At 73.6% G+C, this 25024-nt stretch carries 23 protein-coding genes; 12 read left to right on the top strand and 11 right to left on the bottom strand.

Going from position 1 to position 25024, the window contains the following annotated elements; all coding sequences use genetic code 11:
- Window positions 1–9 precede the first annotated feature (9 nt).
- Genes ADK41_RS17740 through ADK41_RS17725 form a run of 4 tightly spaced genes read right to left on the bottom strand, consistent with a single transcriptional unit; the run spans window position 10 to window position 4218 of the window.
- Window positions 10–1041, bottom strand: a complete 1032-nt coding sequence (locus ADK41_RS17740) for a LacI family DNA-binding transcriptional regulator (protein WP_030830010.1) — start codon at window positions 1039–1041, stop codon at window positions 10–12.
- Entirely contained in the window at window positions 1038–1931 is an 894-nt protein-coding gene (locus ADK41_RS17735; RefSeq protein ID WP_030830013.1) for a carbohydrate ABC transporter permease, read from the bottom strand. Before ADK41_RS17735 ends, ADK41_RS17740 begins: the two co-directional genes overlap by 4 nt.
- The gene (locus ADK41_RS17730) at window positions 1928–2902 is read right to left on the bottom strand and encodes a carbohydrate ABC transporter permease (protein ID WP_030830016.1); all 975 of its coding nucleotides are present in this window, start codon (window positions 2900–2902) and stop codon (window positions 1928–1930) included. Before ADK41_RS17730 ends, ADK41_RS17735 begins: the two co-directional genes overlap by 4 nt.
- Window positions 2899–4218, bottom strand: coding sequence for an ABC transporter substrate-binding protein (locus ADK41_RS17725; protein WP_030830019.1), 1320 nt, complete (start codon window positions 4216–4218; stop codon window positions 2899–2901). The genes ADK41_RS17730 and ADK41_RS17725 overlap by 4 nt, the downstream gene beginning before the upstream one ends.
- A gap of 220 nt (window positions 4219–4438) precedes the next feature.
- On the opposite strand from ADK41_RS17725, the gene ADK41_RS17720 reads away from it, so the two are divergent.
- The 6 genes from ADK41_RS17720 (at window position 4439) to crcB (ADK41_RS17695) (ending at window position 9791) form a co-directional block, all read left to right on the top strand.
- A complete protein-coding gene (locus ADK41_RS17720; RefSeq protein ID WP_030830022.1) occupies window positions 4439–6460 on the top strand; it encodes a beta-galactosidase in 2022 nt (673 codons plus the stop codon).
- Between the two features lie 115 nt (window positions 6461–6575).
- Window positions 6576–8135: a glycoside hydrolase family 53 protein gene (locus ADK41_RS17715; RefSeq protein ID WP_030830025.1), complete on the top strand. Its 1560-nt coding sequence runs from the start codon at window positions 6576–6578 to the stop codon at window positions 8133–8135.
- Window positions 8136–8300: 165 nt separating this feature from the next.
- Window positions 8301–8636, top strand: a complete 336-nt coding sequence (locus ADK41_RS17710) for a hypothetical protein (protein WP_063756554.1) — start codon at window positions 8301–8303, stop codon at window positions 8634–8636.
- Window positions 8633–9076 carry a fluoride efflux transporter CrcB gene (crcB, locus tag ADK41_RS17705; protein ID WP_030830030.1) on the top strand — a complete coding sequence of 148 codons (444 nt, stop codon included), beginning with the start codon at window positions 8633–8635 and terminating at the stop codon, window positions 9074–9076. Before ADK41_RS17710 ends, crcB (ADK41_RS17705) begins: the two co-directional genes overlap by 4 nt.
- Window positions 9073–9420, top strand: a complete 348-nt coding sequence (locus ADK41_RS17700; RefSeq protein ID WP_030830033.1) for a DUF190 domain-containing protein — start codon at window positions 9073–9075, stop codon at window positions 9418–9420. Before crcB (ADK41_RS17705) ends, ADK41_RS17700 begins: the two co-directional genes overlap by 4 nt.
- Window positions 9417–9791 carry a fluoride efflux transporter CrcB gene (gene crcB / locus ADK41_RS17695; protein ID WP_030830035.1) on the top strand — a complete coding sequence of 125 codons (375 nt, stop codon included), beginning with the start codon at window positions 9417–9419 and terminating at the stop codon, window positions 9789–9791. The genes ADK41_RS17700 and crcB (ADK41_RS17695) overlap by 4 nt, the downstream gene beginning before the upstream one ends.
- Here crcB (ADK41_RS17695) and ADK41_RS17690 read toward each other — a convergent pair.
- Complete coding sequence (locus tag ADK41_RS17690; RefSeq protein ID WP_030830038.1) at window positions 9788–10834, bottom strand: fatty acid desaturase family protein; 1047 nt, start codon at window positions 10832–10834, stop codon at window positions 9788–9790. The two genes, crcB (ADK41_RS17695) and ADK41_RS17690, sit on opposite strands and share 4 nt — an antisense overlap.
- 157 nt (window positions 10835–10991) lie before the next feature.
- Here ADK41_RS17690 and ADK41_RS17685 point away from each other — a divergent pair, with 157 nt between their 5' ends.
- A complete protein-coding gene (locus ADK41_RS17685) occupies window positions 10992–11720 on the top strand; it encodes a FadR/GntR family transcriptional regulator (protein ID WP_078662035.1) in 729 nt (242 codons plus the stop codon).
- On the top strand, window positions 11720–12736 hold the full coding sequence (locus ADK41_RS17680; RefSeq protein ID WP_030830045.1) for an asparaginase: 1017 nt from the start codon (window positions 11720–11722) through the stop codon (window positions 12734–12736). The genes ADK41_RS17685 and ADK41_RS17680 overlap by 1 nt, the downstream gene beginning before the upstream one ends.
- A gap of 38 nt (window positions 12737–12774) precedes the next feature.
- Here ADK41_RS17680 and ADK41_RS17675 read toward each other — a convergent pair whose 3' ends face one another.
- Both ADK41_RS17675 and rho read right to left on the bottom strand, forming a co-directional pair.
- The gene (locus ADK41_RS17675; protein ID WP_051843262.1) at window positions 12775–13938 is read right to left on the bottom strand and encodes a D-alanyl-D-alanine carboxypeptidase family protein; all 1164 of its coding nucleotides are present in this window, start codon (window positions 13936–13938) and stop codon (window positions 12775–12777) included.
- Between the two features lie 91 nt (window positions 13939–14029).
- Entirely contained in the window at window positions 14030–15169 is a 1140-nt protein-coding gene (gene rho / locus ADK41_RS17670) for a transcription termination factor Rho (RefSeq protein WP_030830051.1), read from the bottom strand.
- 329 nt (window positions 15170–15498) lie between these two features.
- On the opposite strand from rho, the gene ADK41_RS17665 reads away from it, so the two are divergent.
- A complete protein-coding gene (locus tag ADK41_RS17665) occupies window positions 15499–16227 on the top strand; it encodes a class I SAM-dependent methyltransferase (RefSeq protein ID WP_030830054.1) in 729 nt (242 codons plus the stop codon).
- Window positions 16228–16269: 42 nt separating this feature from the next.
- Here ADK41_RS17665 and ADK41_RS17660 read toward each other — a convergent pair whose 3' ends face one another.
- Both ADK41_RS17660 and ADK41_RS17655 read right to left on the bottom strand, forming a co-directional pair.
- The gene (locus ADK41_RS17660) at window positions 16270–18618 is read right to left on the bottom strand and encodes an ABC transporter permease (protein WP_030830057.1); all 2349 of its coding nucleotides are present in this window, start codon (window positions 18616–18618) and stop codon (window positions 16270–16272) included.
- Entirely contained in the window at window positions 18615–19325 is a 711-nt protein-coding gene (locus ADK41_RS17655; RefSeq protein ID WP_030830060.1) for an ABC transporter ATP-binding protein, read from the bottom strand. The genes ADK41_RS17660 and ADK41_RS17655 overlap by 4 nt, the downstream gene beginning before the upstream one ends.
- 212 nt (window positions 19326–19537) lie before the next feature.
- On the opposite strand from ADK41_RS17655, the gene ADK41_RS17650 reads away from it, so the two are divergent.
- Window positions 19538–20839, top strand: coding sequence for a sensor histidine kinase (locus ADK41_RS17650; protein ID WP_199822397.1), 1302 nt, complete (start codon window positions 19538–19540; stop codon window positions 20837–20839).
- The gene (locus ADK41_RS39435; protein ID WP_037804613.1) at window positions 20836–21696 is read left to right on the top strand and encodes a response regulator transcription factor; all 861 of its coding nucleotides are present in this window, start codon (window positions 20836–20838) and stop codon (window positions 21694–21696) included. Before ADK41_RS17650 ends, ADK41_RS39435 begins: the two co-directional genes overlap by 4 nt.
- On the opposite strand, the gene ADK41_RS43230 is transcribed toward ADK41_RS39435, so the two are convergent.
- Window positions 21674–21859, bottom strand: a complete 186-nt coding sequence (locus ADK41_RS43230; RefSeq protein ID WP_051843267.1) for a hypothetical protein — start codon at window positions 21857–21859, stop codon at window positions 21674–21676. The genes ADK41_RS39435 and ADK41_RS43230 overlap by 23 nt on opposite strands.
- 468 nt (window positions 21860–22327) lie before the next feature.
- On the bottom strand, window positions 22328–23296 hold the full coding sequence (locus tag ADK41_RS17635; protein ID WP_030830070.1) for an acetylxylan esterase: 969 nt from the start codon (window positions 23294–23296) through the stop codon (window positions 22328–22330).
- Window positions 23297–23637: 341 nt separating this feature from the next.
- On the opposite strand from ADK41_RS17635, the gene ADK41_RS17630 reads away from it, so the two are divergent.
- Window positions 23638–25002 (top strand): MBL fold metallo-hydrolase, encoded by a 1365-nt coding sequence (locus ADK41_RS17630; protein WP_030830073.1) that lies wholly within the window; start codon window positions 23638–23640, stop codon window positions 25000–25002.
- Window positions 25003–25024: the final 22 nt, after the last annotated feature.

Genomic DNA, 25024 nt, shown 5'->3' with positions numbered 1-25024 from the left:
CTTCGGGAGCTACGTCGAGTCCCGCTTCACCAGCTCCGTCGGCAGGATCACCGCCGCCGGGTCCTCGCCGCCGATCTGGGCCAGCAGCACCCGCACCATCTCCGCGCTGATGCGGTCCCAGGGCTGGCGGATCGTGGTGAGCTCGGGGCTCGTGGCGACGGCCGCGGGGGAGTCGTCGAAACCGCCGACCGCGACGTCCTGGGGCACCCGGCGCCCCGCCCGGTGCAGCGCGGCGAGCACCCCCTGGGCCATCAGGTCGGAGGCGACGAACACCGCGTCCACGTCCGGGGCCCGCGCCAGCAGCCGCTCGGCGCCGGCCTCGCCGCTGGCCCGGCTGTAGTCGCCGGAGACGACCAGCCGCTCGTCCGCCTCCACGCCCGCCTCGGCGAGCACCTCCCGGTAACCGGCCAGGCGCTCCACACCGCCCGGGGTGTCCAGCGGACCGGTCACCACGCCGATCCGGCGCCGGCCGAGCGCCAGCAGGTGCCGCACCATGTCCCGCGCGCCGTCCCGGTCGTCGGCGGCCACGTAACTCACCTTCGAGCCCAGCCCGATCGGTTTCCCGCACGCGACCAGCGGCACGCCCGCCGCCCGCAGCTCCTCCGCCACCGGGTCGCCGGAGTGGCTGGACACCAGCAGCACCCCGTCGACGTGCCCGGCGGTGATGTACCGCGTGATGCGCCGCCGTTCGTCGTCCGTACCGGCCAGCATCAGCAGCAGCGGCACGTCGTGCGCGGCCAGTGCCTGGGTGCAACCACGCAGCAGGACATTGAAGTTGGGGTCCTCGAAGAACCGCTCCTGGGGCTCCGTGAGCAGGAAGCCCACCGAGTCGGAGCGGCCGGTGATCAGCGAGCGGGCGTGCCGGTTGACGACGTAACCCGTCTTGCGGATCGCGGCGTTGACCGCGTCCGCGGCGGCGGGGCTGACGTAGTGGCCGCCGTTGAGCACCCGTGAGACGGTGCCGCGCGAGACACCGGCCTCGCGCGCCACGTCGTGGATCGTCGGCGGCTTGCGCCTGCCCCCCGTGTTGCTCATGGTCATGACTTTACGGCCCCGGAGAGCAGATCCAGACTCCAGAACCGCTGGATGACCAGGAACAGCGCGACCAGCGGGAACACGGCGAGGAACGCGCCCGTGATCACCAGGGTGTACAGCGCGGGAGTGTTGGCGCCCTGCTCGAGCAGCGTGTACAGACCGAGGGTGATCGGGAACTTCTCGTCGTCGCTGAGCATGATGTACGGCAGCAGGAAGTTGTTCCAGATCGCCACGAACTGGAACAGGAAGACCGTCACCAGACCGGGCGCCATCATCGGCAGCGCGACCCGGGAGAAGATCCGCCACTCGCCCGCGCCGTCCATCCGCCCGGCCTCCACCACATCGGCCGGCACCGCCGCCGCGGCGTAGATCCGCGCGAGGTAGACGCCGTACGGGGAGAGGATCTGCGGCAGCAGCACGGCCAGGTAGGAGTCGGTGAGGTCCGCCTTCGCCAGCAGCAGGTACTGGGGGATGGCGAGGATCACCGGCGGCATCAGCACACCGGCGAGCAGCACGTTGAACAGCGTCTCGCGGCCCCGGAAGCGGTAGACCGCCAGCGCGTAGCCGCTGAACGCCGACACGCACGTCGACAGCAGCGCGCCCAGCCCGGCGTACAGGGCGGAGTTGCCCATCCACCGCCAGTAGACGCCGTCGCGGTAGGCGCTGAGGTCGGAGAGGTTGTCGGCCAGGCCGGTGCCCGGCCAGAACGTGAAGGTGGAGAACAGCTCCGAGCCGGACTTGGTGGACGCGACGACCACCCAGGCGACCGGCAGCAGGCAGTACAGCGCGCCGAGCAGCAGTGTCAGGGTCGGGACCAGCGCGATCCGGCGGCGCCGCGCCGGGCCCCGGGCGGCGCCGGCCGCGGGCCCGGCCTTGTGCGGGGCGAGGGAGCTCATCGTGCGGCCTCCTGCTTGTTGCGCCGGTTCGCGGCCCGCAGGAACCCGAAGGACAGCACCAGGGTGGCGAGCGCGATGAGGGTCGCCTGGGCGGCGGCCGCGTGGATGTCGCCGTTGCCGAAGGCGTCCTGGTACACCTTCATCAGGGGACTCCAGGTGGTGGACACGGAGTTGGTGAGCGGCTTGAGGGTGGTCGGTTCGTTGAACACCTGGAGCGTCGCGATGATCGAGAAGAAGAAGGTCAGCACCAGCGAGGGCGCCACCATCGGGATCTTGATCCGCAGCGCGATCTGCAGCGGCGTGGCGCCGTCCAGCCTGGCCGCCTCGTACACCTCGGCCGGGATGGCACGCAGCGCGGTGTAGATGACGATCATGTTGAAGCCGGTGCCGCCCCAGACCGCGATGTTCGACAGCGCCAGGTACAGCGGCCCGCCGTCCAGCAGGTCGGGCTGCGGCAGACCGAGCCGGTCGAGCACGAAGTGGAACGGGCTCACGTCCGGCAGGTAGAGGAAGCCCCACAACAGGGCCGCCACCACGCCGGGGATGGCGTACGGCAGGAAGATCGCGAGCCGGGTGAAGGGGGTGAGCCGCACCTTCTCGGAGTCGAGCATCAGCGCGAACAGCAGCGCGAGACCCAGCATGACCGGCACCACGATGCAGCCGTAACCGAGCACGCGCAGCGCGCCGCCGAGCAGCTCGCTGTCGGACAGGGCGCCGGTGTAGTTCTCCAGGCCGGCCCAGACCTCCTCGCGGGCGCCGGCCCCGAGGCCGAGGCCGGAGACGCGCACCTTGCGGAAGCTGAGCCAGACCGCGTACCCGATGGGCAGCGCGAAGAACAGGAGGAACAGGAGGGAGGCGGGGATCAGGAAGAAGTAGGGGGCGCTGCGCGCTCGTTCGAGGGCGGTGGGAGACGGGTGTGCGTACGGGGCCCCCTTGACCCCGTACGACGTCCGGCGGGCCGGGGACTTCACTCCGCGACCCCGAAGCCCTGCTTCTTCAGGTCGGCGACCGTGTCCTGCTGCATGGTGTCCAGGGCGGCGGTGAAGTCCGACTTGTTCTTCGCGGCGGCGCCGAAGGCGTCCTTGAAGGTCGTGTAGGCGACGTTGACGTTCGGCCCCCAGGCGGACGGCGCGGTGGTCTTCGCGATCCCGGCGGCCTTCTCGTAGAAGTCGGGCTGGTTGGAGAAGTACTCCGGCGGGCCGGCGAAGGCGCCGCTGAGCTGGGCCGAGGTGGAGGCCGGGTAGATGCCGCTCTCCTTCGCCAGCGCGTTCAGCGCGTCGGCGTCGGTGTTCAGCCAGGCGGCGAACTTCGCGGCGGCCTCCTTGTGCCCGGAGTCCGTGGTCACGGCGGTGGAGGAGCCGCCCCAGCTGCCGGTGCTGCTTTCGCCCTCGTTCCACTGGGGGAGCGGGGCCATCGCCCACTTGCCCTTGGTGTCGGGCGCGGCCGTGGTCAGCGTGCCCGGCGCCCACACCGCGCTCACCCACGCGATCTGCTTGCCGGTGTTGAGCGCCTTGTTCCAGGCCGGTGTGTACATCGGCTGGTTGTCGACGGCGCCCTCCTCGACCAGACCACCCCAGAACTCGGCGACCTTCCTGGTCGCGTCGTCGTTGATGCCGACCTTCCACTTGTCGCCGGAGGTGGTCCACCACCGGGCGCCGGCCTGCTGGGCGAGGCCCGCGAACAGACCGGAGTCGTTGGCGGAGAAGGTGGTCAGGTCCTTGTCGGGGGCCGCCTTCTTCAGCTTGCGCGCGGTCTCGGCGAACTCCTCCCAGGTGGCCGGGACGGAGAGCCCGTACTCCTTGAACAGGTCCTCGCGGTAGTAGAACATCATCGGCCCGATGTCCTGCGGGACCGCGTAGACGGCGTCCGTGCCGAGCGTGGTCTGCTGCCAGACGCCCTCGGCGAACTCGCCCTTCGCGTCCTCCACGCTGTCCGCTATGTCGGCGAGCGCGTCATTGCTGACCAGCGTGGGCAGCGCCTGGTACTCGGCCTGCACCAGGTCGGGCGCCTTGCCGGCCTTGTGCGCGGTGAGGATCTTGGTGACCAGCGTGTCGCCGGACGCCTGCTTCTTCACCGTGACGGTGATCCGCTCCTTCTTGCCCGGCCCCTCGTTCCACAGGTCCACGACCTTGTCCATGCCGGGGGCCCAGGTCCAGTACGTCAGTGAGACCGGGCCCGCCTGCGTCTCGCCGTCGTCGGACGACGAGCCGCAGGCGGCGAGTGCGGTGGCGCCGAGCGCGACGGCGACGGCGGAACTCACGAGGCGACGGCGCTTCGTGTACGGCATGGAACTCTCCCCTGACCCGGGGTCCTCGCCTGGTGCGAGAACCCGCTGCACTCCGTGCGCGGCTCGCCTCCAGGGCGCTCGCGCTGCTTCTGTGAGCGTTCACAGTAGAGAAACATCCCGGACACTTGTCAATGGTTGTTGCTGTGCGGTTATGTTGGCCCCGCACCGCCGAAAATGTGTGTGCACGTTCCCAAAAGATCGACACATCGGGAGAGAATCCATGCCGGAGACCACCCCCAGGGGCCTCACCGGGCTCGCCTTCGGTGGGGACTACAACCCCGAGCAGTGGCCGGAAAGCGTCTGGGACGAGGACGTCCGGCTGATGCGGGAGGCCGGCGTCACCATGGTGAGCGCCGGGATCTTCTCCTGGGCCCTGCTGGAACCCTCGCCCGGCGTGTACGACTTCGGCTGGCTCGACCGCAACCTGGACCTGCTGCACGAAGGCGGCATCCGCGTCGACCTCGGCACGCCCACCGTGGTGCCCCCCGCCTGGTTCTACCGCGCCCACCCCGACGCGCTGCCGGTCACCGCGGACGGCGTGCGCCTGGAGTTCGGCTCCCGCGGCGCCATCTGCCACAGCAACGCCGACTACCGGGCCGCCGCCGCGAACATCACCACCAAGCTCGCCGAACGCTACGGCGACCACCCCGCGCTCGCGATGTGGCACGTCCACAACGAGTACGGCGTCCCCGTCTCCGCCTGCTACTGCGACTCCTGCGCCGCCCACTTCCGCCGCTGGCTGGCGACGGCGTACGGCACCGTCGAGGCCGTCAACGAGGCCTGGGGGACGGCCTTCTGGGGCCAGCGCTACGCCTCGTTCGAGGAGATCAACCCGCCGCGCGCGGCCCCCACGGTCGGCAACCCGGCCCAGGCGCTGGACTACCGGCGGTTCGCCGACGCCACGATGCGCGAGAACTTCACCGCCGAGCGGGACATCCTGCACCGCCTCTCACCCGGCGTCCCGGTCACCACCAACTTCATGACCGCCCTCAGCCAGTGCGACTCCGTCGACTACTGGGCCTGGGGCCGCGAGGTGGACCTCGTCACCAACGACCACTACCTCATCACCGACGGCCGCCGCACCCACGTCAACCTCGCCATGGCCGCCGACCTCACCCGCTCCGTCGCCGGCGGCGCCCCCTGGCTGCTGCTCGAACACTCCACCTCGGGCGTCAACTGGCAGCCCCGCAACCCCGCCAAGGCCCCCGGTCAGATGGCCCGCAACTCCCTCGCCCACGTGGCCCGCGGCTCCGAGGGCGCGATGTTCTTCCAGTGGCGCCAGTCCCGGCGCGGCGCCGAGAAGTTCCACTCCGCGATGCTGCCGCACGGCGGCACCGGGACCCGCGTCTTCCGCGAGGTGACCGGACTCGGCGCGTCCCTCCGGTCGCTGGCGCCCGTCCGGGGCACCCGCACCGAGGCCGACGTCGCCGTGCTGTGGGACTGGCAGTCCTGGTGGGCGCAGAACCTCGACTGGCGTCCCAGCGAGGACCACGACGCCCGTGAACGCGCCGACGCCTGGTACGAGGCCCTCTACGACCACCACCTCACCGTCGACTTCGCCCACCCCGAAGCCGACCTGTCGAGGTATCCCCTCGTCGTCGTACCGGCCCTGTACCTGATGACGGAGCGGGCCGGGGACAACCTCAGGCAGTACGTCGAGAACGGCGGCACCCTCGTGGTGTCGTACTTCTCCGGCATCGTCGACGCACACGACGCCGTGCACGAGGGCCCCTACCCGGGCGCCCTGCGCGACGTCCTCGGCCTGACCGTCGAGGAGTTCTCCCCCCTGCTCCAGGGCGAACGGGTCCGCCTGACCGGCCCCGACGGCACCGAGACCGGCGCCGACGTGTGGACGGAGTTCGTGGTGCCACGGGGCGCCGAGACGGTGTGGACCTACGCCGACGGCCTGACCGAGGGGCGTCCGGCCGTCACCCGGCACCGCCTCGGCGAGGGCGCCGCCTGGTACGTCTCCACCCGGCTCGGCGCCGAGGGCCTCGCCGCCCTGATCGGCCGGGCCGCCGAGGACGCCCGGATCGCCCCGCGCGCCGATCTGCCCCGCGACGTCGAAGTGGTGCGCCGCACGGGCGAGTCGGGCGCCTTCCTGTTCGCGATCAACCACACCGCCGCCGACGCCGAGGTGCCGCTGGACACCCCCGGCACCGAACTGCTGACCGGTGAACGCGCCGCGGGCCGCCTCGCGGTCCCGGCCGGAGCCGTCCGGGTCGTCCGACTCGACGGCTGAGCCGCGACTCCCCTCCGCCCGCGTGAGCACACCGGCCGCGGGCGGAGGGGCCCTCACCCGCGCCTTCCGGGGCGCGGGACATCCCCTCCCCACGTCGAAGGGACGACGAACGCCCATGTTCCATCCCAGACGCGCACTCCGCGCCCTGCTGCCGCCGCTCGTGGCCGGGCTCGCCCTCACCGCCCTGCCCGCCCAGACCGCGACGGCCGCGAGCACTCTCGCCAACGGGGACTTCGAGACCGGCGGTTCGGGCGCCGCCACCCCGGCCGGCTGGTCCGAGTACGGCGACATGGCCGCCTCGTACACGGAGCCCGGTGGCCGCGGCGGCGGTCACCGCCTGTCCCACTGGTCGTCCTCGGCCTACAAGGTGGAGACGTACCAGTACCTGTCGGGCCTGGCCAACGGTGACTACCGACTCACCGCCTGGGTCCGCTCCGGCGGCGGCCAGAACGCGGCCTACCTCGCCCTGAAGAACTGCGGCGGCGCCGAGCAGCGCACCGACCTGCCGGTGTCCGACTCCGGATGGATACGGATCGTCGTGCCGGTCAGGGTGACGAACAACCAGTGCACGATCAGCGTCAACAGCGACGGACGCGCCGGGAACTGGATCAACGTCGACGACCTGACCTTCGCCCGCGGCACCTCGGGCCTGCCGGTCAAGGGCGCCGACATCTCCTCCCTGCCCAAGAGCGAGGCCAGGGGCGGCGTCTACCGGACCGCGTCCGGCGCCGTCGGCGACCCGGTCGCGATCCTGAAGTCCGCCGGCATGAACTACGCCCGTCTGAAGGTCTGGGTGAACCCGGCCGACGGCTACAACGACAAGGCGCACGTCCTCGCCCTGGCCAAGCGGATCAAGGCGCAGGGCATGAAGCTGCTGGTCGACTTCCACTACTCGGACGCCTGGGCCGACCCGGGCAAGCAGACCAAGCCCGCCGCCTGGGCCGGGCACGGCTACGGGCAGCTGAAGAAGGACGTCCACGACCACACGTACGACGTCCTCGACGCCCTCAGGAAGCAGGGCACCACCGCCGACATGGTGCAGGTGGGCAACGAGATCAACGGCGGCATGCTGTGGAACGAGGGCTCCACGAGCAACTGGACCCAGCTCGCCGGACTGCTCAACTCCGGCTACGACGCGGTCAAGGAGGTCAGCCCCTCCACGGTGGCCGCCCTGCACCTCGCCGAGGGCGGTGACCTCGAAGGCACCCGCTGGTGGTTCGACAACGCGGTCTCCCACGGAGTGAGGTTCGACGCCATCGGCCTGTCGTACTACGGCTACTGGCACGGCACGCTGCACGACTTCCAGACGACCCTGGACGACGCGGCCGGCCGCTACGGCAAGCCCGTCTTCGTCGCCGAGACGGCCTACCCGTTCCGGCTCGACAGCGAGGACGGACTCGAGAACATCATCGACCTCGACGGTGAACTCGTCCCCGGCTACCCGGCGTCCACCACCGGCCAGACCCGCTGGATGAACGACGTGGCGAGCATCGTGGAGGCCGTCCCGAACGGCCGGGGCCTCGGCGTCTTCTACTGGGAGGCCACCTGGACCGCCCGCGGCGGCAACGGCTGGGACCCCGCCGACCCCTCCTCCGGCAACGGCTGGGAGAACCAGGCGCTGTTCGGCTACGACGACCGCGCGCTGCCCGCGACGGCGTGGTTCCGCCACCGGTGAGTCCGCAGGCCCCGCACCGCCGACCGGCGGTGCGGGGCCGAACGGCCCTCGCACACGGGCCGGCCGGGCCCCGGACAGGGCGCCTCGGGCCCGGGACGCGGAGCCCTCGCGCACGGCACAGGGGAAGCGCTCCGGAGCGCGAGGCCCGGCGCGGAGGCGCACGAGATGCCGAGGACCCCCGTCGACGGGACGCGGCTGCGCGTCCTGACGCTGCCGAGGGAACGGGACGCGGCGGCCGACGGCCCGACCGAGGAGGCCGTCGCCGCACGGCTCGGCCTGTCCCGCCCGGTCGTCCTCACCCGCCCGCGGCTGCTCACGGCCCTCGGCCTGCTGCGCACCGGCCGCTCCGCCGGCTGTGTGCGCCACCGGTGCGACGGGGTGCGGATCGCCGAGGTGGCACAGTTGTTCGAGAAGGGCTGGTGGCCCCGGGGCCGCGACGTGACCCGCCGCGTTCCGGGACGTTACGCTGGTCCCGAGCGAGTGGGAGACGTACGACGGTGACAGCCCCGGAGACCGGGGGCCTTCGGGCCCGCCCCGCCTTCCGTGCCCAGGCGCCCGTCGTCGCCGTGGTCGCGCTCGGCGGGGGAGCGGGGGCGGCGGCCCGGTACGCGGCGTCCCTGTGGTGGCCGACACCGGCGCACGGGTTCCCCTGGACGATCCTCTGGGTCAATGTCGCCGGCTGCGCCGTCATCGGCGTGTTCATGGTGATCATCACCGAGATCCGCACCGCCCACCCCCTCGTCCGCCCGTTCTTCGGCACCGGCGTCCTCGGCGGCTTCACCACCTTCTCGACGTACGCCGTCGACGTCCGGAACCTGCTCGACGGCGGCGGAGCGGGCGCCGGACTCGTGTACCTCGCGGTGACCCCGCTCGGGGCCCTCGCCGCCGTGTGGACGGCCGCCACGGCGACCCGCAGCATTCTCACCAGGAGGCAGCCATGACACGGCTGACCGGCAGCGTCCTCCGCCTGACCGTGTACGTCGGCGAGAACGACACGTGGCACCACCGGCCCCTCTCCTCGGAGATCGTCCACCGGGCCCGTGCGGCCGGGCTCGCGGGGGCGAGCGTCTTCCGCGGCGTCGAGGGTTTCGGCGCCTCCTCCGTCGTCCACACCTCCCGCCTGCTGTCCCTGAGCGAGGATCTCCCGGTGGCGGTCGTCGTGGTCGACACCGAGGAGCGCGTACGGGCCTTCCTGCCGGAACTCGACACCCTGGTCACCGACGGCCTGGTCCTCCTCGACCGCTGCGAGGCGGTCCGGTACGTGAGCCACGAGGACCCGCGGTGAACTGGCTGTACGTGGTGCTGGGCGCCATGGCCGGCGCCCCGCTGCGCTACCTCACCGACCGCGCGGTGCAGTCCCGGCACGACTCGGTGTTCCCCTGGGGGACCTTCACGGTCAACGTCACCGGCAGCCTGGTCCTCGGCCTGCTCACCGGCGCGACGGCCGCGGGCGCGGCCGGCTCCCGCCTCCAGCTGCTCCTCGGAACGGGCCTGTGCGGCGCCCTGACCACCTACTCCACCTTCTCCTACGAGACGTTGCGCCTGGCCGGGGCCGGCGCCCGCGGCTACGCCGCCGTGAACGTCGTGGCGAGCGTGGCGGCCGGCCTGGGCGCGGCCTTCGCGGGCGCGGCCCTCGCCCACGCCGTGTGGGGTTAACGCTTCCCGCGCAGCGGTTCCCCGACGCGCCTGAGATGGCGCAGGGCCTCACGGTGCGAGGAGATCAGCCCCGTCCGGCGGTACGGGATGCCCAGCTCGGCGCAGTACCGTTCGGTGATGACCTGGGCCCGGCCCAGGGCCGGCGTCGGCATGCCGGGGAACAGATGGTGCTCGATCTGGTGGTTCAGCCCGCCCATGAACGCCTCGACGAACGCCCCGCCGTCGACGTTGCGGGAGGTGAGCACCTGGCGGCGCAGGAAGTCCGGCTCGGCGCCCTCCTCGATCATCGGCATGCCCTTGTGGTTGGGGGCGAACACGGACCCGAGGTAGATCCCGAACAGCCCCTGGTGCACGGCGACGAACGCGAGCGCCCTGCCGGGGGAGAGGACCAGGAACACCCCGCCGAAGTACACGGCGAAGTGGGCGACGAGCAGTGTTCCCTCCAGTACCGGCCGCTTCACCGACGGACTGCGCAGGGCCCTGAGACTGCTGAAACTCAGATTGAGCCCCTCCAGCGTCAGCAACGGGAAGAAAAGGGCCGCCTGATGCTTTCCGATGAACCGCGCCGGCCCTTTCGCCTGTTTCGCCTGGCGCCGTGACCACACGATGATGTCGGGGGCGACGTCCGGATCCTTCTTCTCGTGGTTGGGGTTCGCGTGATGGCGCGTGTGCTTGTTCATCCACCAGCCGTAGCTCATGCCCAGCAGCACATCGGCCACCAGCAGCCCGCCGATCTCACCGGGGCGCCTGCGGGAGAACACCTGGCGGTGCGCGAGGTCGTGCGCGGCCAGCCCGAGCTGCCCGAACACCACGGCCAGGGCGGCGGCGACGATCAGCTGGATCCAGCTGTCACCCAGGACGAGGAACGCGGCGACGCAACCCGTGAGCGCGAGCGCCACGGTCCCGAAGCGCACCGTGTAATACAGCGGGCGGCGCCGCAGGAGCCCCGCCTCGGTGATGCGCCGTGACAATTCCGAGAAGTCGCTCCCCTTTTCGCGTTCACGCGTGCGCGGGACATCACTGGATATCGCTGAATCGGCCATGCGCTCGAGTATGTGAACGATTTCCCCGGCGCGGAATGACGTTGCCCCCCGGAGAGGGAATACCGGTGGCCCCCCGACGGGAGGTGCGGCCTGTCCCACCTCCCCGCACCGGTCCTCCGCTTGACAGCACCCCTGCCGCCCCCGCACCATCGGCCCCGTGAACCTGTCAGACAGCCAGACAGGTGGAGCGGGTCCGCGGCGCGTCAGCGCGATGGAGGCGGTGCTCTCCCACCTCCGCGGCGCCATCGAGCGCGGCGAGTACGCGATCGGCGGCAAGCTGCCCTCCGAGGCGGAGCTGTGCCGCACCCTGGAGGTCTCCCGGCCCGTGCTGCGCGAGGCCCTGCGGGCCCTGCAGACCATGGGCCTGACCGTGTCCAGGACCGGCAAGGGCACCTTCGTCGTCGCCGACGCCGTGGGGGACCCCACCTTCGGCGACTACGCGGCCGGCGACCTGCTCGAGGTGCGCCGGCACGTCGAGGTCCCGGTCGCCGGCTACGCGGCCCGGCGCCGCACCCCGGACGACCTGGACCGGCTGACCCGGCTGGTGGACCGGATGGAGCGGGAGACCGACACCACGGCATGGGTCGCGATGGACACCCTCTTCCACCTCACCGTGGCCGAGGCGGCCCGGAACCCGGTGTTCCGCCGGGTCATCGAGGAGATCCGGGACGCGCTGGCCCGCCAGTCCGCCTTCCTCAACGAACTCGGCGGACGCCGTGAGCAGTCCGACCGCGAGCACCGGGCGATCGTCCGGGCGCTGGCCGACGGCTCCGAGCACGCCGCCGTCGAGGCCATGACCCACCACCTCGACCGCGTCGAGACGACCCTCACCGCCCTCGTGCGCCCCGCGCGCACGCCGGCCCACGACTCCCACCAGGCAGTGTGATGCACAGCAGTCTCCCCGCGGACGCACCCCTGATCCGCGAGCCCCGCCACGCCCCCGTCGCCCACCTGATACGCGGCGGGGTCGTCGAAGGCGTCCACTACGGCTCCGTCGTCGTCCTCGGTCCCGACGGCGAGGTCGACTTCCAGCTCGGCGACATCGAGGCCGCCTGCTATCCGCGCTCCGCGCTCAAGCCCGTCCAGGCGGTGGCGATGGTCCGCGCGGGGCTCCCGCTCGACGGCGGACCGCTGGCGCTCGCCGCGGCCAGCCACTCCGGCGAGGAACGCCACCTCGTCGGCGTCCGGCGCGTCCTGGAACTCGCCGGACTGACGGAGGACGACCTCCGCAACGTCCCCGACCTGCCGTTCGACCCGGTCGTCCGGGACACCTGGGTGCGCGAGGGCCGCCCGCCGTCCCGGCTGGCCCAGAACTGCTCCGGCAAGCACGCCGCCATGCTGTACACGGCCAGGCTGAACGGCTGGTCCCTCGACGACTACCTCGACCCCGCCCATCCCCTCCAGCGGGCGATCGCCGAGAGCGTCGAGGACCTCACCGGGCAGCGCGTCGCCACGGTCACCGTCGACGGCTGCGGCGCGCCGTTGTTCGCGGTCTCCCTGCACGGTCTCGCCCGCGCCGCCGCGCGGATCACCACCGCCGCGTCCGGTACGCCTCAGGCGCGCGTCGCCGACGCGATGCGGGAGCACGCGGAGCTGGCCTCCGGGTCCGGCCGGGACGTCGCCGCGCTGATGCGGGCGGTCCCCGGGCTGCTCGCCAAGGACGGGTTCGAGGGCGTGCAGGTCGCCGCGCTGCCGGACGGGCGGGCGGTCGCCGTGAAGATCGCCGACGGGGCGGGGCGGGCGCGTGTTCCGGTGGCCGCGGGGGCGCTCGCGCGGGCGGGAGTGGATCCGTCGTCGCTCGCGGAGTTCGGGGGAGAGGCGCTGCTCGGGGGCGGCCGGCCGGTGGGGGAGGTGCGGCCGGTCCCCGCGCTGTCCCCGGTGCCCGCATCGGCCCGGGTGTGACGCGGGCGGTTCCCCCCGCCCCTTCGGGGGCGCTCCCGTCACCCCTGGTCCGTCGGTACCGGGCCCCAGCGCAGGCGTAGGTACAGGGACACCGCCGCGGCGCCCAGGAGGGCGGCGCCGGCGACGGTCCAGGGGACGGGACGGGCCGGTGCGTCGTTCCCCCGGGCCGCCGGGACGAGGGCGGGATCCGCTCCCGGGCCGCGCAGTGGGACGGGCCGCAGGGCGTCCAGGGAGCCCACCGGGGTCACCTGCCCGGACGCCTCGAAGCCCCAGTCCAGCAGCGCTCGGGCCTCCTCGTACACCGTGTGGCCGCCGCCCGACCGGGGATTCATGACCGTCACCACGAGGGTGTGGCCGTCCCGGTGCGCCGCGGCCACGAGGGTGTGGCCGGCGTTGCCGGTGTAACCGTTCTTGATGCCGATCAGCCCCCGGTAGGGTGCGACGCCGTCCGCGCCGGTGAGCAGCCGGTTGGTGTTCACGATCCCGTAGGAGCCGCCGTCGCGGGCCGGGAACCGCGCCTCGTGTCTGGCGCAGTACCGCGCGAACTCGCGGTTGCGCAGTCCGGCGCGGCCGAACACCGCCAGGTCGTACGCCGACGACACCTGGCCGGGTGCGTCGTAGCCGTCGGGCGACTTCACCCGGGTGTCGCGGGCGCCCAGGGCGCGGGCCTTGGTCTGCATCCGTTCGGCCGTGGCCCGCCAGCCCCCGCTGAGCGCGGCCAGGACCCGCACGGCGTCGTTGCCGGAGCTGAGGAAGACCCCGTTCCACAGGTCGGACACCCGGTACGCACGGCCCTCGGCGATCCCGACGAGGCTGCTGCCGGGGCCGATGCCCGCCAGCTCCTCCTCGTCGACCCGGTGCCGGATGCCGGCCGGCAGGGCCGGCAGCACGGTGAGCGCGAACAGCGTCTTGAGCGTGCTGGCCGGCGGCAGCCGGCGGTGCGCGTCGTGCGCCGCCAGGACGTCGCCGGTGCGGGCGTCGGCGACCAGCCACGACAGGGCGGACAGGTCGGGGACCTCGGGAGCCCCGGGGCGCGGGCGGACGTGCGTGCCGGGCCGGTACAGCAGTGCCGCGGCCGCGGCCGCCGTCCGTGGCCCGGGGTCCACGCCGGCGATCGCCGCGGCGGGCGCGGCCACCAGCAGATGCGCCGTACAGAGCACGCAGGTCGATACGGCAGCCCGCGAAGTAAATCCGATAGTCATACCGCAAACGTAGGAATGGTCTCCTGGGACACCGCGCTGCCCCGGCCGGGGGCCGTCCGCGAGCACCCGGATGCCGCACGCCGGCGCCGGGTCAGCCGCCCGGCAGGGTCGGCCGGACGTGCCGCAGGAACGTCGCGTTGTCGGGGGTCTCGCGCATCCGGCGCAGCAGCGTCTCCAGATCGGCCAGCCCGTCCCGCGACCGCAGCACGCGCCGCAGTCCCCGGACGGCGGACAACTCGGCCGGAGCGAGCAGCAGTTCCTCACGGCGGGTGCCCGACCCCGTGATGTCGACGGCGGGGAACAGCCGGCGCGCGGCGGCCTCGCGGCTCAGCCGGAACTCCATGTTGCCGGTGCTCTTGAGCTCCTCGAAGTAGAACTCGTCGGCGCGGGAGCCGGTCTCCACCAGGGCCGAGGCGAGAATCGTGAGCGAGCCGCCCTCCTCGGCCCGGCGGGCGGCGCCGAAGAACCGCTTGGGACCGAGCAGCGCGGAGGCGTCGACACCGCCGCTGAGGGTGCGGCCGCCGGACGCGGCCGCGTTGTTGTACGCCCGGCACAGCCGGGTCAGCGAGTCGAGGAGCACGACGACGTCCTCGCCCGCCTCGACGAGCCGCTTGGCCCGCTCCACGACCAGCTCGGCGAGCGCGATGTGCTCCTTGGCGGGCCGGTCGAAGGTCGAGGCGTACACCTCGCCGCGCACCGAGCGCCGCATGTCGGTGACCTCCTCGGGGCGTTCGTCGAGCAGCACCACCATCAGCCGGCACTCGGGGTGGTTGCCGGCGACGGCCGCCGCGAGCTGCTGGAGGAGGACGGTCTTCCCGGTCCTGGGCGGCGCCACGAGCAGCCCGCGCTGCCCCTTGCCGACCGGCGCCAGCAGGTCGACGACCCGCCCGGCCGGTCCGGACGCCGGATGCTCCAGGCGCAGCCGCTGACCCGGGTGGAGCGGCGTCAGGTCGTGGAAGTGCCGCCGGGCGTGCGGCGCGTCGGGTGCGCGGCCCTCGACGCGGGCGACCTCGGTCAGGCCGCCCCGGTCGTCGCGCACGCCCTCCACCAGGTCGCCCTTGCGCAGACCGTGGCGGCGCAGCAGTGCGGGGGAGACGGCCGGGTCGGAGGGGGAGGACAGGCAGTTCTCGGCGCGCAGACGCCCCTTCCCGGCCGCGTCGATGTCCAGGACGCCGGTGACGAGCCGGGGCCGCTGCCGTACGGGAGGGTGTTCGAGCGTGGGGGTGGTCATGGAGAGCGGTCCTTTCGCGGACGGCGGACGGGGACGTGCGGGGGAAGGAGAGGGGCCGCGCGGGGAGGGCGGACACGCGCCCGCGGGCGGCCAAGAACAGCACCCCGGTCACGGCGGGAGGAGACCCCGCCGACGAGGTGGTGCGGAAATGCCGTGCGCCGGTCGGACACGACGGGCGGATCGGCGAACCGAAGAGAACGCGAAACGCGTGGGAGAAAGGGCACAGACGCCCGAACGGGGAGCGTGCTGAATGTGCTCATTGCACTGTACCACCCGGTGGGCGGTGTGCGGAGCCGCCATGGGGCCGGGGTCTCCTCTAGGCTGATTCGATGTTCAGCCCCGAAGGCCCCCGCCTGCGTGAACTCGTCGTTCAGGCGCTGTCGTCCGTCGAGCGCGGCTACGACCTCCTCGCGCCGAAGTTCGATCACACCCCCTTCCGCACGCCCGACCCGGTGCTCGACGCCACCGCCTCCGCGCTGCGGCGGACCGGGCCCTTCGACACCGGCCTCGATCTGTGCTGCGGCACCGGTGCGGGCGTCGACGTGCTGAGCCAGGTGTGCCGGGAGGGCGTCACCGGGGTCGACTTCAGCGCCGGCATGCTCTCCGTCGCGCGGCAGCGCGTCCGGCCGCCGGGGCCGCCGGTGGGCTGGGTGCGGGCGGACGCGCGGGCGCTGCCGTTCGGGCCGGTGTTCGACCTCGTGGTCAGCTTCGGCGCGTTCGGGCACTTCCTGCCCCGTGAGGTGCCGGCGCTGTTCGCGCAGGTCCACTCGGTGCTGCGGCCGGGCGGACGCTTCGTCTTCCCCGTGGTCGCGCCGCCCCGGCCGGGCTCCCTCACCTACGGGACGCTGCTGGGGTTCGACGCCGTGATGCGGGTGCGCAACGCCGTCCGGCGCCCGCCGTTCGTCATGTACTACCGCACCTTCCGCCTCGGCGACACGCGGCGCGAGCTGACCCGCGCCGGATTCCGGGTGGAGCTGTGGGCGCTGACCGAGTTCGGGCGGCGCCGGGACGGCAGCCCGAAGGTCCGGCTGGTCGTCGCCGAGCGGACGCAGGCGTGACGGGCCGGGGACGGCCGGCGTACGGCCGCCCCGGCCCGCGGCCTACTCGGTGCGCAGGGCCGTGGCGGTGCGGGCCCTCGCGGCCCAGCCGGCCGGCAGGAGCGCGCCCAGCACGGCGATGAGGAGGCCGCCGAGGGCGAGCGGCAGCAGTTCGGCCCCGTGGTAGACGTCGAGGACGGAACCGGGCAGGCGCAGCCCCGCGCCGTCGCCCATCGCGGGGAGGACCCGGCCGTGCAGGGCCACGCCGAGCGGCACGCCCGCGGCGCCCGCGACGAGGCCGGTCACGACGACCGAGGTGAGCACCATCGTGACGGTCTGACGCGGCGTCATGCCGAGCGCCTTGTGGACACCGAGCTCCCGGACCCGCTCCCGGGTGTCGAGCAGGACGCCGCCCAGCACGCCGAGCGCGGCGACGGCGACGAGCATCGACGTGAGGATCGCGGACAGCGCGTTGAGCGTGACGACCATGTCGCCGCCGGCGCCGGGCCCGCCGGCCCGGGCGGCGGCGCCCAGCGGGGCCAGGTCCTCGTTCAGCGCGTCCACGTAGGCGGAGACGTCGGCGCCCGGCGCGACCGCGATGTGATGGCTCGTCTCCGTCAGGCCGGGGCGCGCGGCCGTCAGGGCCGAGGCGTCGAGGAAGACCTGCATGCCGTCGTTGCGGGGGTCGAGGACCTCACCGACGATCCGGACCGTGACCGGCTCGGCCAGGCCCTCCAGGGTGACGGTGTCGCCGACGCGGGTGCCGGTGGCGGTCAGGAAGGGAGTGGGGACCACGGCCTCGCCGGGTGCGCCGAACCAGCGGCCCGAGACCATCGTGTAACCGCCCCAGGAGGCGTCGCCGGTGAAGGCGACCACGTCGACGGTGCCGGTCGGGCCGGACACGGTCGCGCGTACCCTCGTGGCGCTGTAGTGCTTCCCGGTGCCGGCGGCGGACCCGATGGTCGCGGCGACCGCGGCGGGATCGGCCCGGGGCCGCTCCTCCCGGCCGGGGAGCCGGGGGCCGAAGTCCGGCGGGGGCGCGGGCACCGTGACGTCGGCGACGTCGTGGGCCTTGGCCTCCATCACCCGGCCGAGCGAGGCGCCCATCCCCGCGGTGAACGTGACGGCGACGGTGCCGAACAGGACCGCCGCGCCCATGGCCAGCGTGCGGGCGGGCCGCGCGAAGGGCCGGGCGAGACCCAGCGAGACCGGCCGCGGCAACGGCAGCCGGCCGGCCAGGCGGGCCGCCCACCGGCCGCCTCCCGCCGCGGCGCCGCGCCCGACGGCGAGCGCGTCGACCGTGCGCAGCCTGCCCGCCCGCCAGGCACTCGCCCAGGCGGTCGCCGCCACCAGGCCGAGCGCCCCGGCGACCATCGCCAGGTCGACCCAGGGGGCGACGGCCAGGGACGAGCTGCCGTAGACCTCCCCGGTCTCGGCCAGCACGGGGACGGCGAGCAGGTGCCCGGCGAGGACCCCGAGCGCCGTGCCGACGGCCGCCGGGACCAGCGCCTGGCCCGCGTAGGCCCGCACGACCTGGGCCGGGGTGAAGCCGACGGCCTTGAGGACGCCGATGCGGCGCGTTCCCGTGCCCACGGCCGACGCGACGACGGTGCCCACGATGAGCACCGACATGACCAGGCCCAGGGCGCCGAACGCCATCAGGAACGGGACGTAGAGGGCGGTGTCGCGCTCGGCGGACCTCCTGACGGTGAGCCACGACTGCTCGCCGACGGCCGCCCCCGGCGGCAGGGACCGCGTCACGGCCCTGCCGCCCGCCGCGACCCGCGCGGCGGTGTCCGCGTCGGCGAAGCGGTAGAGCATCTGGTAGCCGCCGCTGCGGGGCCCGGTGAGCGCCGGCATCTGGGACGGAACCACCCAGGCGTCGGCGGTCCGCGTGACCGAGCGGGCCACCCCGACCACCGTCAGCGTCGGGCCGCCGGGCGGAGAGGGGAAGGCGATCTCCTCGCCCGGGGCCGTGACGACCGAGGAGTCGGCGGACACCGCGATCTCGCCGGGGCGCGTGGGCCACCGCCCGTCGAGCAGCGCCACCTCGTCCACGTCCCGGCCGGGCCCGTCCCGGCCCACCACGGTCATCGGCCACGCGGGACCCGTCCCGTCCGACCGCGGGGTGACCGTCGCCGTACGGAACGGCCCGGCCGCGGCACTCACCCCCGCGGCCTCCCCGGACTCCGCCAGCTGCCCGGCGCTCACCTCGCGCGCGTCGAACCGCACGGACAGATGCGCGCCGCGCTGCCCGGCGAAGGCGTCGTCGAAGGGCGCGCCGGACACCACGAGCAGCGACCCGCCGAGGACGGACGCGGCCACCGCCATCATCGTGGCGAGCCCGATCACCAGCGTGTGCACCCGGCGCCGTCCCACCCCCGAGCGCACCACCCCGCCGAGCACGCTCATCGGACGCCCTCCGGGGCGACGGCCCGCGACGACGGTACGTCCTCGGTGATCCGGCCGTCGGCGATCCGCACCGTACGGTCGGTGCAGGACCGGGCCAGGGCCAGGTCGTGGGTGACGACGACGACGGTCTGGCCCTCGGCGCGCAGAGCGCCGAGCAGGGCGCTGACGTCCTCTCCGGCGGCCGTGTCCAGGGCCCCGGTCGGCTCGTCGGCCAGGAGCAGCGCCGGCCGGTTCACCAACGCCCGCGCCACCGCGACGCGTTGCCGCTCGCCGCCCGACAGGCGCCCCGGGTGGGAGCGGGCGTGCCGGTCGACGCCCAGCAGTTCCAGCAGTTCCGCCGCCCGGCGGTCCGCCTCGGCACGTCCCACGCCCGCCAGGCGGGCCGGCAGGGCGACGTTGTCGGAGACGGTCAGATCGTCGAGCAGGTTGAAGAACTGGAAGACCATGCCGATCCTCGACCGCCGGAAGAGCGCCGATCCGGCTTCACCGAGCCGGTCCACCCGCACCCCGTCCACGGTGACGGTCCCCGCGTCGGGCCGGTCCAGGCCCGCTATCAGGTTGAGCAGCGTGGACTTGCCGCTGCCGGAGGGGCCGAGGACCGCGACGGCCTCGCCGGGCCGCACGGTCAGCGACACCTCGTGCAGAGCGGGCGGGCCGTCGTCGTAACGACGGCTCGCCCCGCACACTTCGATCACCGGCAGGGTCATGAACAGCTCCTCGCGCAAGGCCACTCGACTGCGTGAACGCTAGGAGCGGACCCGGCCCGCGCGCATCGCCCGCCCGGACCCCTTGCGGTACCGCCGCGGGACCGGTCCCTTCGGACGTCATCCCCGCGATGTAGGCGGACGAGGTATCCGGCGCGGGGGAAACGACCACCGGGACGGACTCCGCGGCCGCGCGCGACGGCGACAATGATCCGGTGAGGGACATACCCACGACACCGCAGCGGCTGCGGGAAGCCGTCCGCCGGACGGTCCGCGACGCCGGTCCGCCGAGCGGCCCGCCGCCGCGGCCCACCCGTCGCGCCCGGCGGTTCGACGCGCTGATGGCACTGGCACTCGGCCTCGTCACCGTCTACTACGGCGTCGACAACGTCGGCAACGTCGTGGTGCGGGAGATCGCGCCCGGCGTGGTGCGCCTCGAGCCGCGCCCGTCCGGCCCCGGCGGCCTGGCCCTCATGGTGTCCCTCGCGGCCGTCGCCTCGGGCGCCCTCGCGCTGCGCCGCCGCTACCCGCTCGCCGTGCTGTGCGTCGTGACGGCCGCGACACTGGCGACACCGCAGTACGTCCTGCGGCTGACCTTCTACGCGTTCGTCATCGCCGTCTACAGCGCCGCGGTCCACAGCCCGCACCGGGTGGCGACCCTGGTGGGACTGCCGCTGTCGGTCGCCCTGGTCGGCGCCTCGGGGAACTCGGTGGCCCCGGTCGTCCCCGACGAGTACGTCGTCCTGCTGATCCTGGTCCCGATGGCCGTGGCCGCCGTCGGACTGCGGACCTGGAAACTCCGCACCGACGAGGGCCGCGCCCGGCTCCTGACCCTGGAACGCGAACAGGCCGAGGCGCTGCGCCGGGCCGTCGAGCACGAGCGGGCCAGGATCGCCCGCGAACTGCACGACGTCGTCACGCACAACGTCAGCGTGATGGTCATCCAGGCGGGCGCGGCGCGCAAGATCATGGAAACCTCCCCCGAGCAGGCCGGAGAGGCGCTGCTCGCCGTCGAGGCGGGCGGACGGGCGGCCATGACCGAACTGCGCCACGTCATGGGACTGCTCACCATGGCCGACGAGGGCGAGGGGACGGGCGCGGACCCGGCCGGTACGGAGGCGGTGCCGGCCCCGCAACCCGGCCTGGACCAGCTGGAGACGCTGGTCGGACGGGTCCGGGACGCCGGGCTGCCCGTCGACCTGACCGTGGCCGGTCCGCCCCGTCCCCTCCCGCCCGGCCTCGAACTCGCCGCCTACCGCGTGGTCCAGGAAGCCCTGACCAACACCGTGAAGCACGCGTCGGGCGCCACCGCCGCCGTGACCGTCGCGTACGGCCCGGACCGGCTCCGGGTGGAAGTCACCGACACCGGCGGACACCCGAGCGCGCCGGCGGGAAGCGGACGGGGCCTGATCGGCCTGCGCGAGCGGCTCGCCGTGTACGACGGCACTCTGACCACCGGCCGCCGCCTGACCGGCGGCTACCGTGTGGAGGCCCTGATCCCCTTGGAGACACCGTGACCGAGCCCCTGCGGGTGCTCCTCGCCGACGACCAGACCCTGGTGCGCACCGGATTCCGGCTGATCCTCGGCGCCGACGGCATCGACGTCGTCGCCGAGGCGACCGACGGGACCGAAGCGGTCGAGGCGGTCCGCCGCACCCGTCCCGACGTGGTCCTGATGGACGTACGGATGCCCCGGATGGACGGCCTGGAGGCCACCCGCCGCATCCTCACGGGCGCCCCGGGCGAACCGCGCGTGATCATCCTGACCACCTTCGACCTCGACCGGTACGTCTACGCGGCACTGACCGCCGGGGCCAGCGGTTTCCTCCTCAAGGACGTCACCCCCGAACAGCTGACCGCGGCCGTCCGCACGGTCCGCACCGGCGACGCCCTCCTCGCACCCGCCATCACCCGCCGCCTGGTGCAGCGTTTTGCCGGAGGCGAACATCGATACGGCGCCGGAGGCGAACATCGATACGGGGCCGGAGGCGAACACCGGCACGGCGCCACGGACGAGGGCCGGTACGGCGCCGGAGGCGAACACCGGCACGGCGCCACGGACGAGGGCCGGTACGGCGCCCGGAGCGGCGGCGACACCGCCGCCCTCCACCGCGACCTCGCCCCGCTCACCCCGCGTGAGCTGGAGGTCCTCGGCCTGCTGGCCCGGGGACTGAGCAACGCCGAACTCGCCGGCCGCCTCCATCTGGCCGAGGCGACGGTCAAGACGCACGTCGCCCGCGTCCTCGCCAAGCTCGGGCTCCGTGACCGGGTCCAGGCCGTCATCGTCGCCTACGAGACGGGGCTGGTCAGCGCCGGGGCGCACGAGGCCGCCCCGTCGGCCCCGGAGCCGGTCAGAGGGCGGCCTGCACCGTGAACTCGTGGACCGGGGTGCCCTCCTGGGCGTCCATGACGAGTCCGGTGCTCTCCAGCGGGCGGGCGCACTGGTCGTGCACCCGCAGGGCGACCCGGACCGACGGCGTTCCCGCGACCGGTGTGACGGCGTCGCGGTGGGGCAGGGTCGGACCCGCCCGGCGCATCCAGTCGTAGGCCCGCCGCAGCTTCCCGCGCCGGTGCCGTCGGCCCGGTCGCGGTAGCGGACCAGTAGCGGTGCACCGGCGTCGGCCGGGCCGGCCACCCCCAGGATCTCGGCGTGCCCGGGCGGCGGGGCCTTTCGGGGCGCCGTGCGCCGAGCGGGAAGCGGGACGACGCCGGCGTCCTCATCGGCAGGCCGGGCGGCGTGGCGTGGCCGCCCCGCCGACCGGTGACGACCGGCCCGTCACGGCGCAGCGGCCGCGGCGCCTGCCGTACGGTCTCCCCGCTGCCCCGCTGCCCCGCTGCCCCGCTGCCCCGCTGCCCCGCTGCCCCGCTGCCCCGCTGCCCTCGAAGTGCTCGGCCGACCGCCGCTCGCCGGGAGGCGTTCGTCCGGCGGAATCGTTTCGTCGGGCAGTTCGCCGAGCTACTCCGTCGCGATCCTCCGGCGGTTCGGCCGGAACCGTACGGTTCCCTCAGATGTACGAGCGCATCCAGCGCAGCTTGGCCGCCTCCTGGAACGCGCCCCCGCCCTCGTGGTCGTTGAAGTCGTACACCTCGATCGCCTTGTCGTCGTGCGTCCAGGCGTTGAAGGCCCCGAACACCGTCGAGGGCGGGCAGGTCTGGTCCTCCAGGGCCGCCGAGAACAGTGCGGGCGCGTTGCCGCGGGCGGCGAAGTGCACGCCGTCGAAGTAGGACAGCGTGCGCAGCGCGTCCTCGAAGCGGCCGCGGTGCGTCTTGAGGTAGGAGCCGATCTCCCGGTACGGCTGCCGGTCGGTGAGCGTGGTCGCGCGAGGGAAGTCGCAGAGGAACGGCACGTCCGGTGCGATGCCGGCCAGGTCCGGGACCAGACCGCCGACCGCGATGGTGATGCCTCCGCCCTGGCTGGCGCCCACGGCCACCGTGCGGCTCGCGTCGGTCAGCGGGTGCGACCGTGCCGCCTCCACCGCGCGTACGGCGTCCGTGAACACCCGGCGGTAGTAGTAGTTCTCGGGGGCGTCGATGCCGCGCGTCATGAAGCCGGGGTAGGCGGGGGCGCCGCCCACCGGGTCCGCCGTGCCGCCGCCGGCGCCCCAGGCGCTGCCCTGGCCCCGGGTGTCCATCACGAAGTGCGCCCGGCCCGTGGACGCCCACAGCAGGTGCTCGTGCGGCAGCCCGCGGCCGCCGCCGTAACCGATGAACTCCACCACCAGCGGCAGCGGGGCCTCGGCGTCGGCGGGCAGAGTCAGCCAGCCCTTGACGGGGTGACCGCCGAACCCGGCGAACGTCACGTCGAAGACCCGCACCGTGGACAGTCCCGTGTCGACCGGCTCGAAACGGGCGTCCAGGTCGTACGCGCGTGCCTCCTCGAGCGTCTTGGACCAGAACGCGTCGAAATCCTCGGGCGCGGTGGACGTGCTGCGGTACTCGCGCAGTTCGTCGAGGGGGAGGTCGAACAGGGCCATCAGGGACCGCCTTCGTGAAGAGACAGTGCGAAGCGAGGACACCGTACGTGGATCACCTGCGCCATTGCCAGAGGTTCCGGGGAAAGTCCCAGGTGGCGAGCGTGGAAAGCGATTGCTGTCGAAGCCGTCCGCAGGAAGCGCCGGCTCGGGCGCCGCAGTGCGTTCGGCGGCGGGATCGGCGGCGGGGCGGACGGTGCGGCCGTGGGGCGCGGGTACTCGCGGAGCGTCGGGCGGCGCCTCGGGCGGGGTGCCCTCCGCCGGCGGAATACCCCCATGGGTATTGCTGTTAAAGTGAGTGTTCAATACCCCGGGGGGTAAACCGTTCGAGAGGAGTCGCAGTCGTGTTCTTCGTCGACACCCTGGAATTCGAGGGTCTGGGCAACCGCAGCTATCTGGTCGGCGGACCCCGTTCGGCGGTGGCCGTCGACCCGCCGCGTGACATCGACCAGGTGATCGCCGCCGCGGCGAAGCGCGGGGTGCGCATCGCGTATGTGGCGGAGACCCATGTGCACAACGACTACGTCACCGGCGGCCTGGAGCTCGCCCGGCTGACCGGCGCCTCCTACCTGGTGCCGGCCGCGGCCCATGTCTCCTTCGCCCGCACCCCGGTCGCCGACGGCGACACCGTGACGGTGGACGAGGGCCTGGTGCTGCGCGCGCTCGCCACCCCCGGGCACACCCCGCACCACACCTCCTACGTCCTGGAGGAGGACGGGCGCGGTGCGGCGGCGTTCACCGGCGGGTCGTTGCTGATCGGCACCGTCGGCCGCCCCGACCTGGTCGAGCCGCGGCTGACCGAGCGGCTCGCCCGCGCCCAGCACGCCTCGGCCCACCGTCTCGCCGACGAGCTGGACGACGAGGTGCCGGTGCTGCCCACCCACGGCTTCGGCAGCTTCTGCTCCTCCTCGCAGGCCGAGGGGGACGCGACCACGATCGGCCGGGAGCGCAAGAACAACGACGCGCTGACCCTGGACGTGGACACCTTCGTCGCCGAGATGCTCGCGGGGCTGGACGACGTGCCCGCGTACTACGCGCACATGGGCCCGGTCAACGCCGCCGGTCCCGCACCGGTCGACCTCACCCCGCCGGGGCGTGCGGACGCCGAGGAGATCGCCGCCCGGCTGGCCGCGGGCGAGTGGGTGGTGGACCTGCGCAGCCGTACGGCCTTCGCCGAGGGGCATGTGGCCGGGTCGTTCAACTTCGAGGGCGAGGGCAAGCTCGCCACCTACCTGGCCTGGCTGATCCCGTGGGGCAAGCCCGTCACCCTGCTCGCCGACACCCCGGAGCGGATCGCCGACGCGCAGCGGGAGCTGGCCCGGGTCGGCATCGACCGCCCGGCCGCCGCCGCCACCGGCGGCCCGGCCGCCTGGGTCCGCGAGGGCGAGGAGCCCGCCTCCTTCCCGCGGGCCCGCTTCGCCGACCTCGCCGAGGTGCGCGGACGCGGCGAGGAGGTGGTGGTGCTGGACGTGCGCCGCGACTTCGAACGCGCCGCGGGACACGTCGAGGGGTCGGTGCACATCCCGATCCACGAGCTGCACGGCCGCCTCGACGAGGTGCCGTCCGGAACCGTGTGGGTGCACTGCGCGGGCGGGATGCGCGCGGCGATCGCCGCCTCCCTGCTGGACGCCGCCGGGCGACGGGTCGTCGCGGTCGACGACGGCTTCGACGCCGCCACGGACGCGGGCCTGGACATCACCCGCGCCTGAACCACCCACTCACCCAGTGAAG

The sequence above is a fragment of the Streptomyces caelestis genome (assembly GCF_001279005.1).
Taxonomy (GTDB): domain Bacteria; phylum Actinomycetota; class Actinomycetes; order Streptomycetales; family Streptomycetaceae; genus Streptomyces; species Streptomyces heliomycini.
Note: the sequence above shows the minus strand (reverse complement) of the source record. Positions and strands in the feature narration are given on the sequence as shown.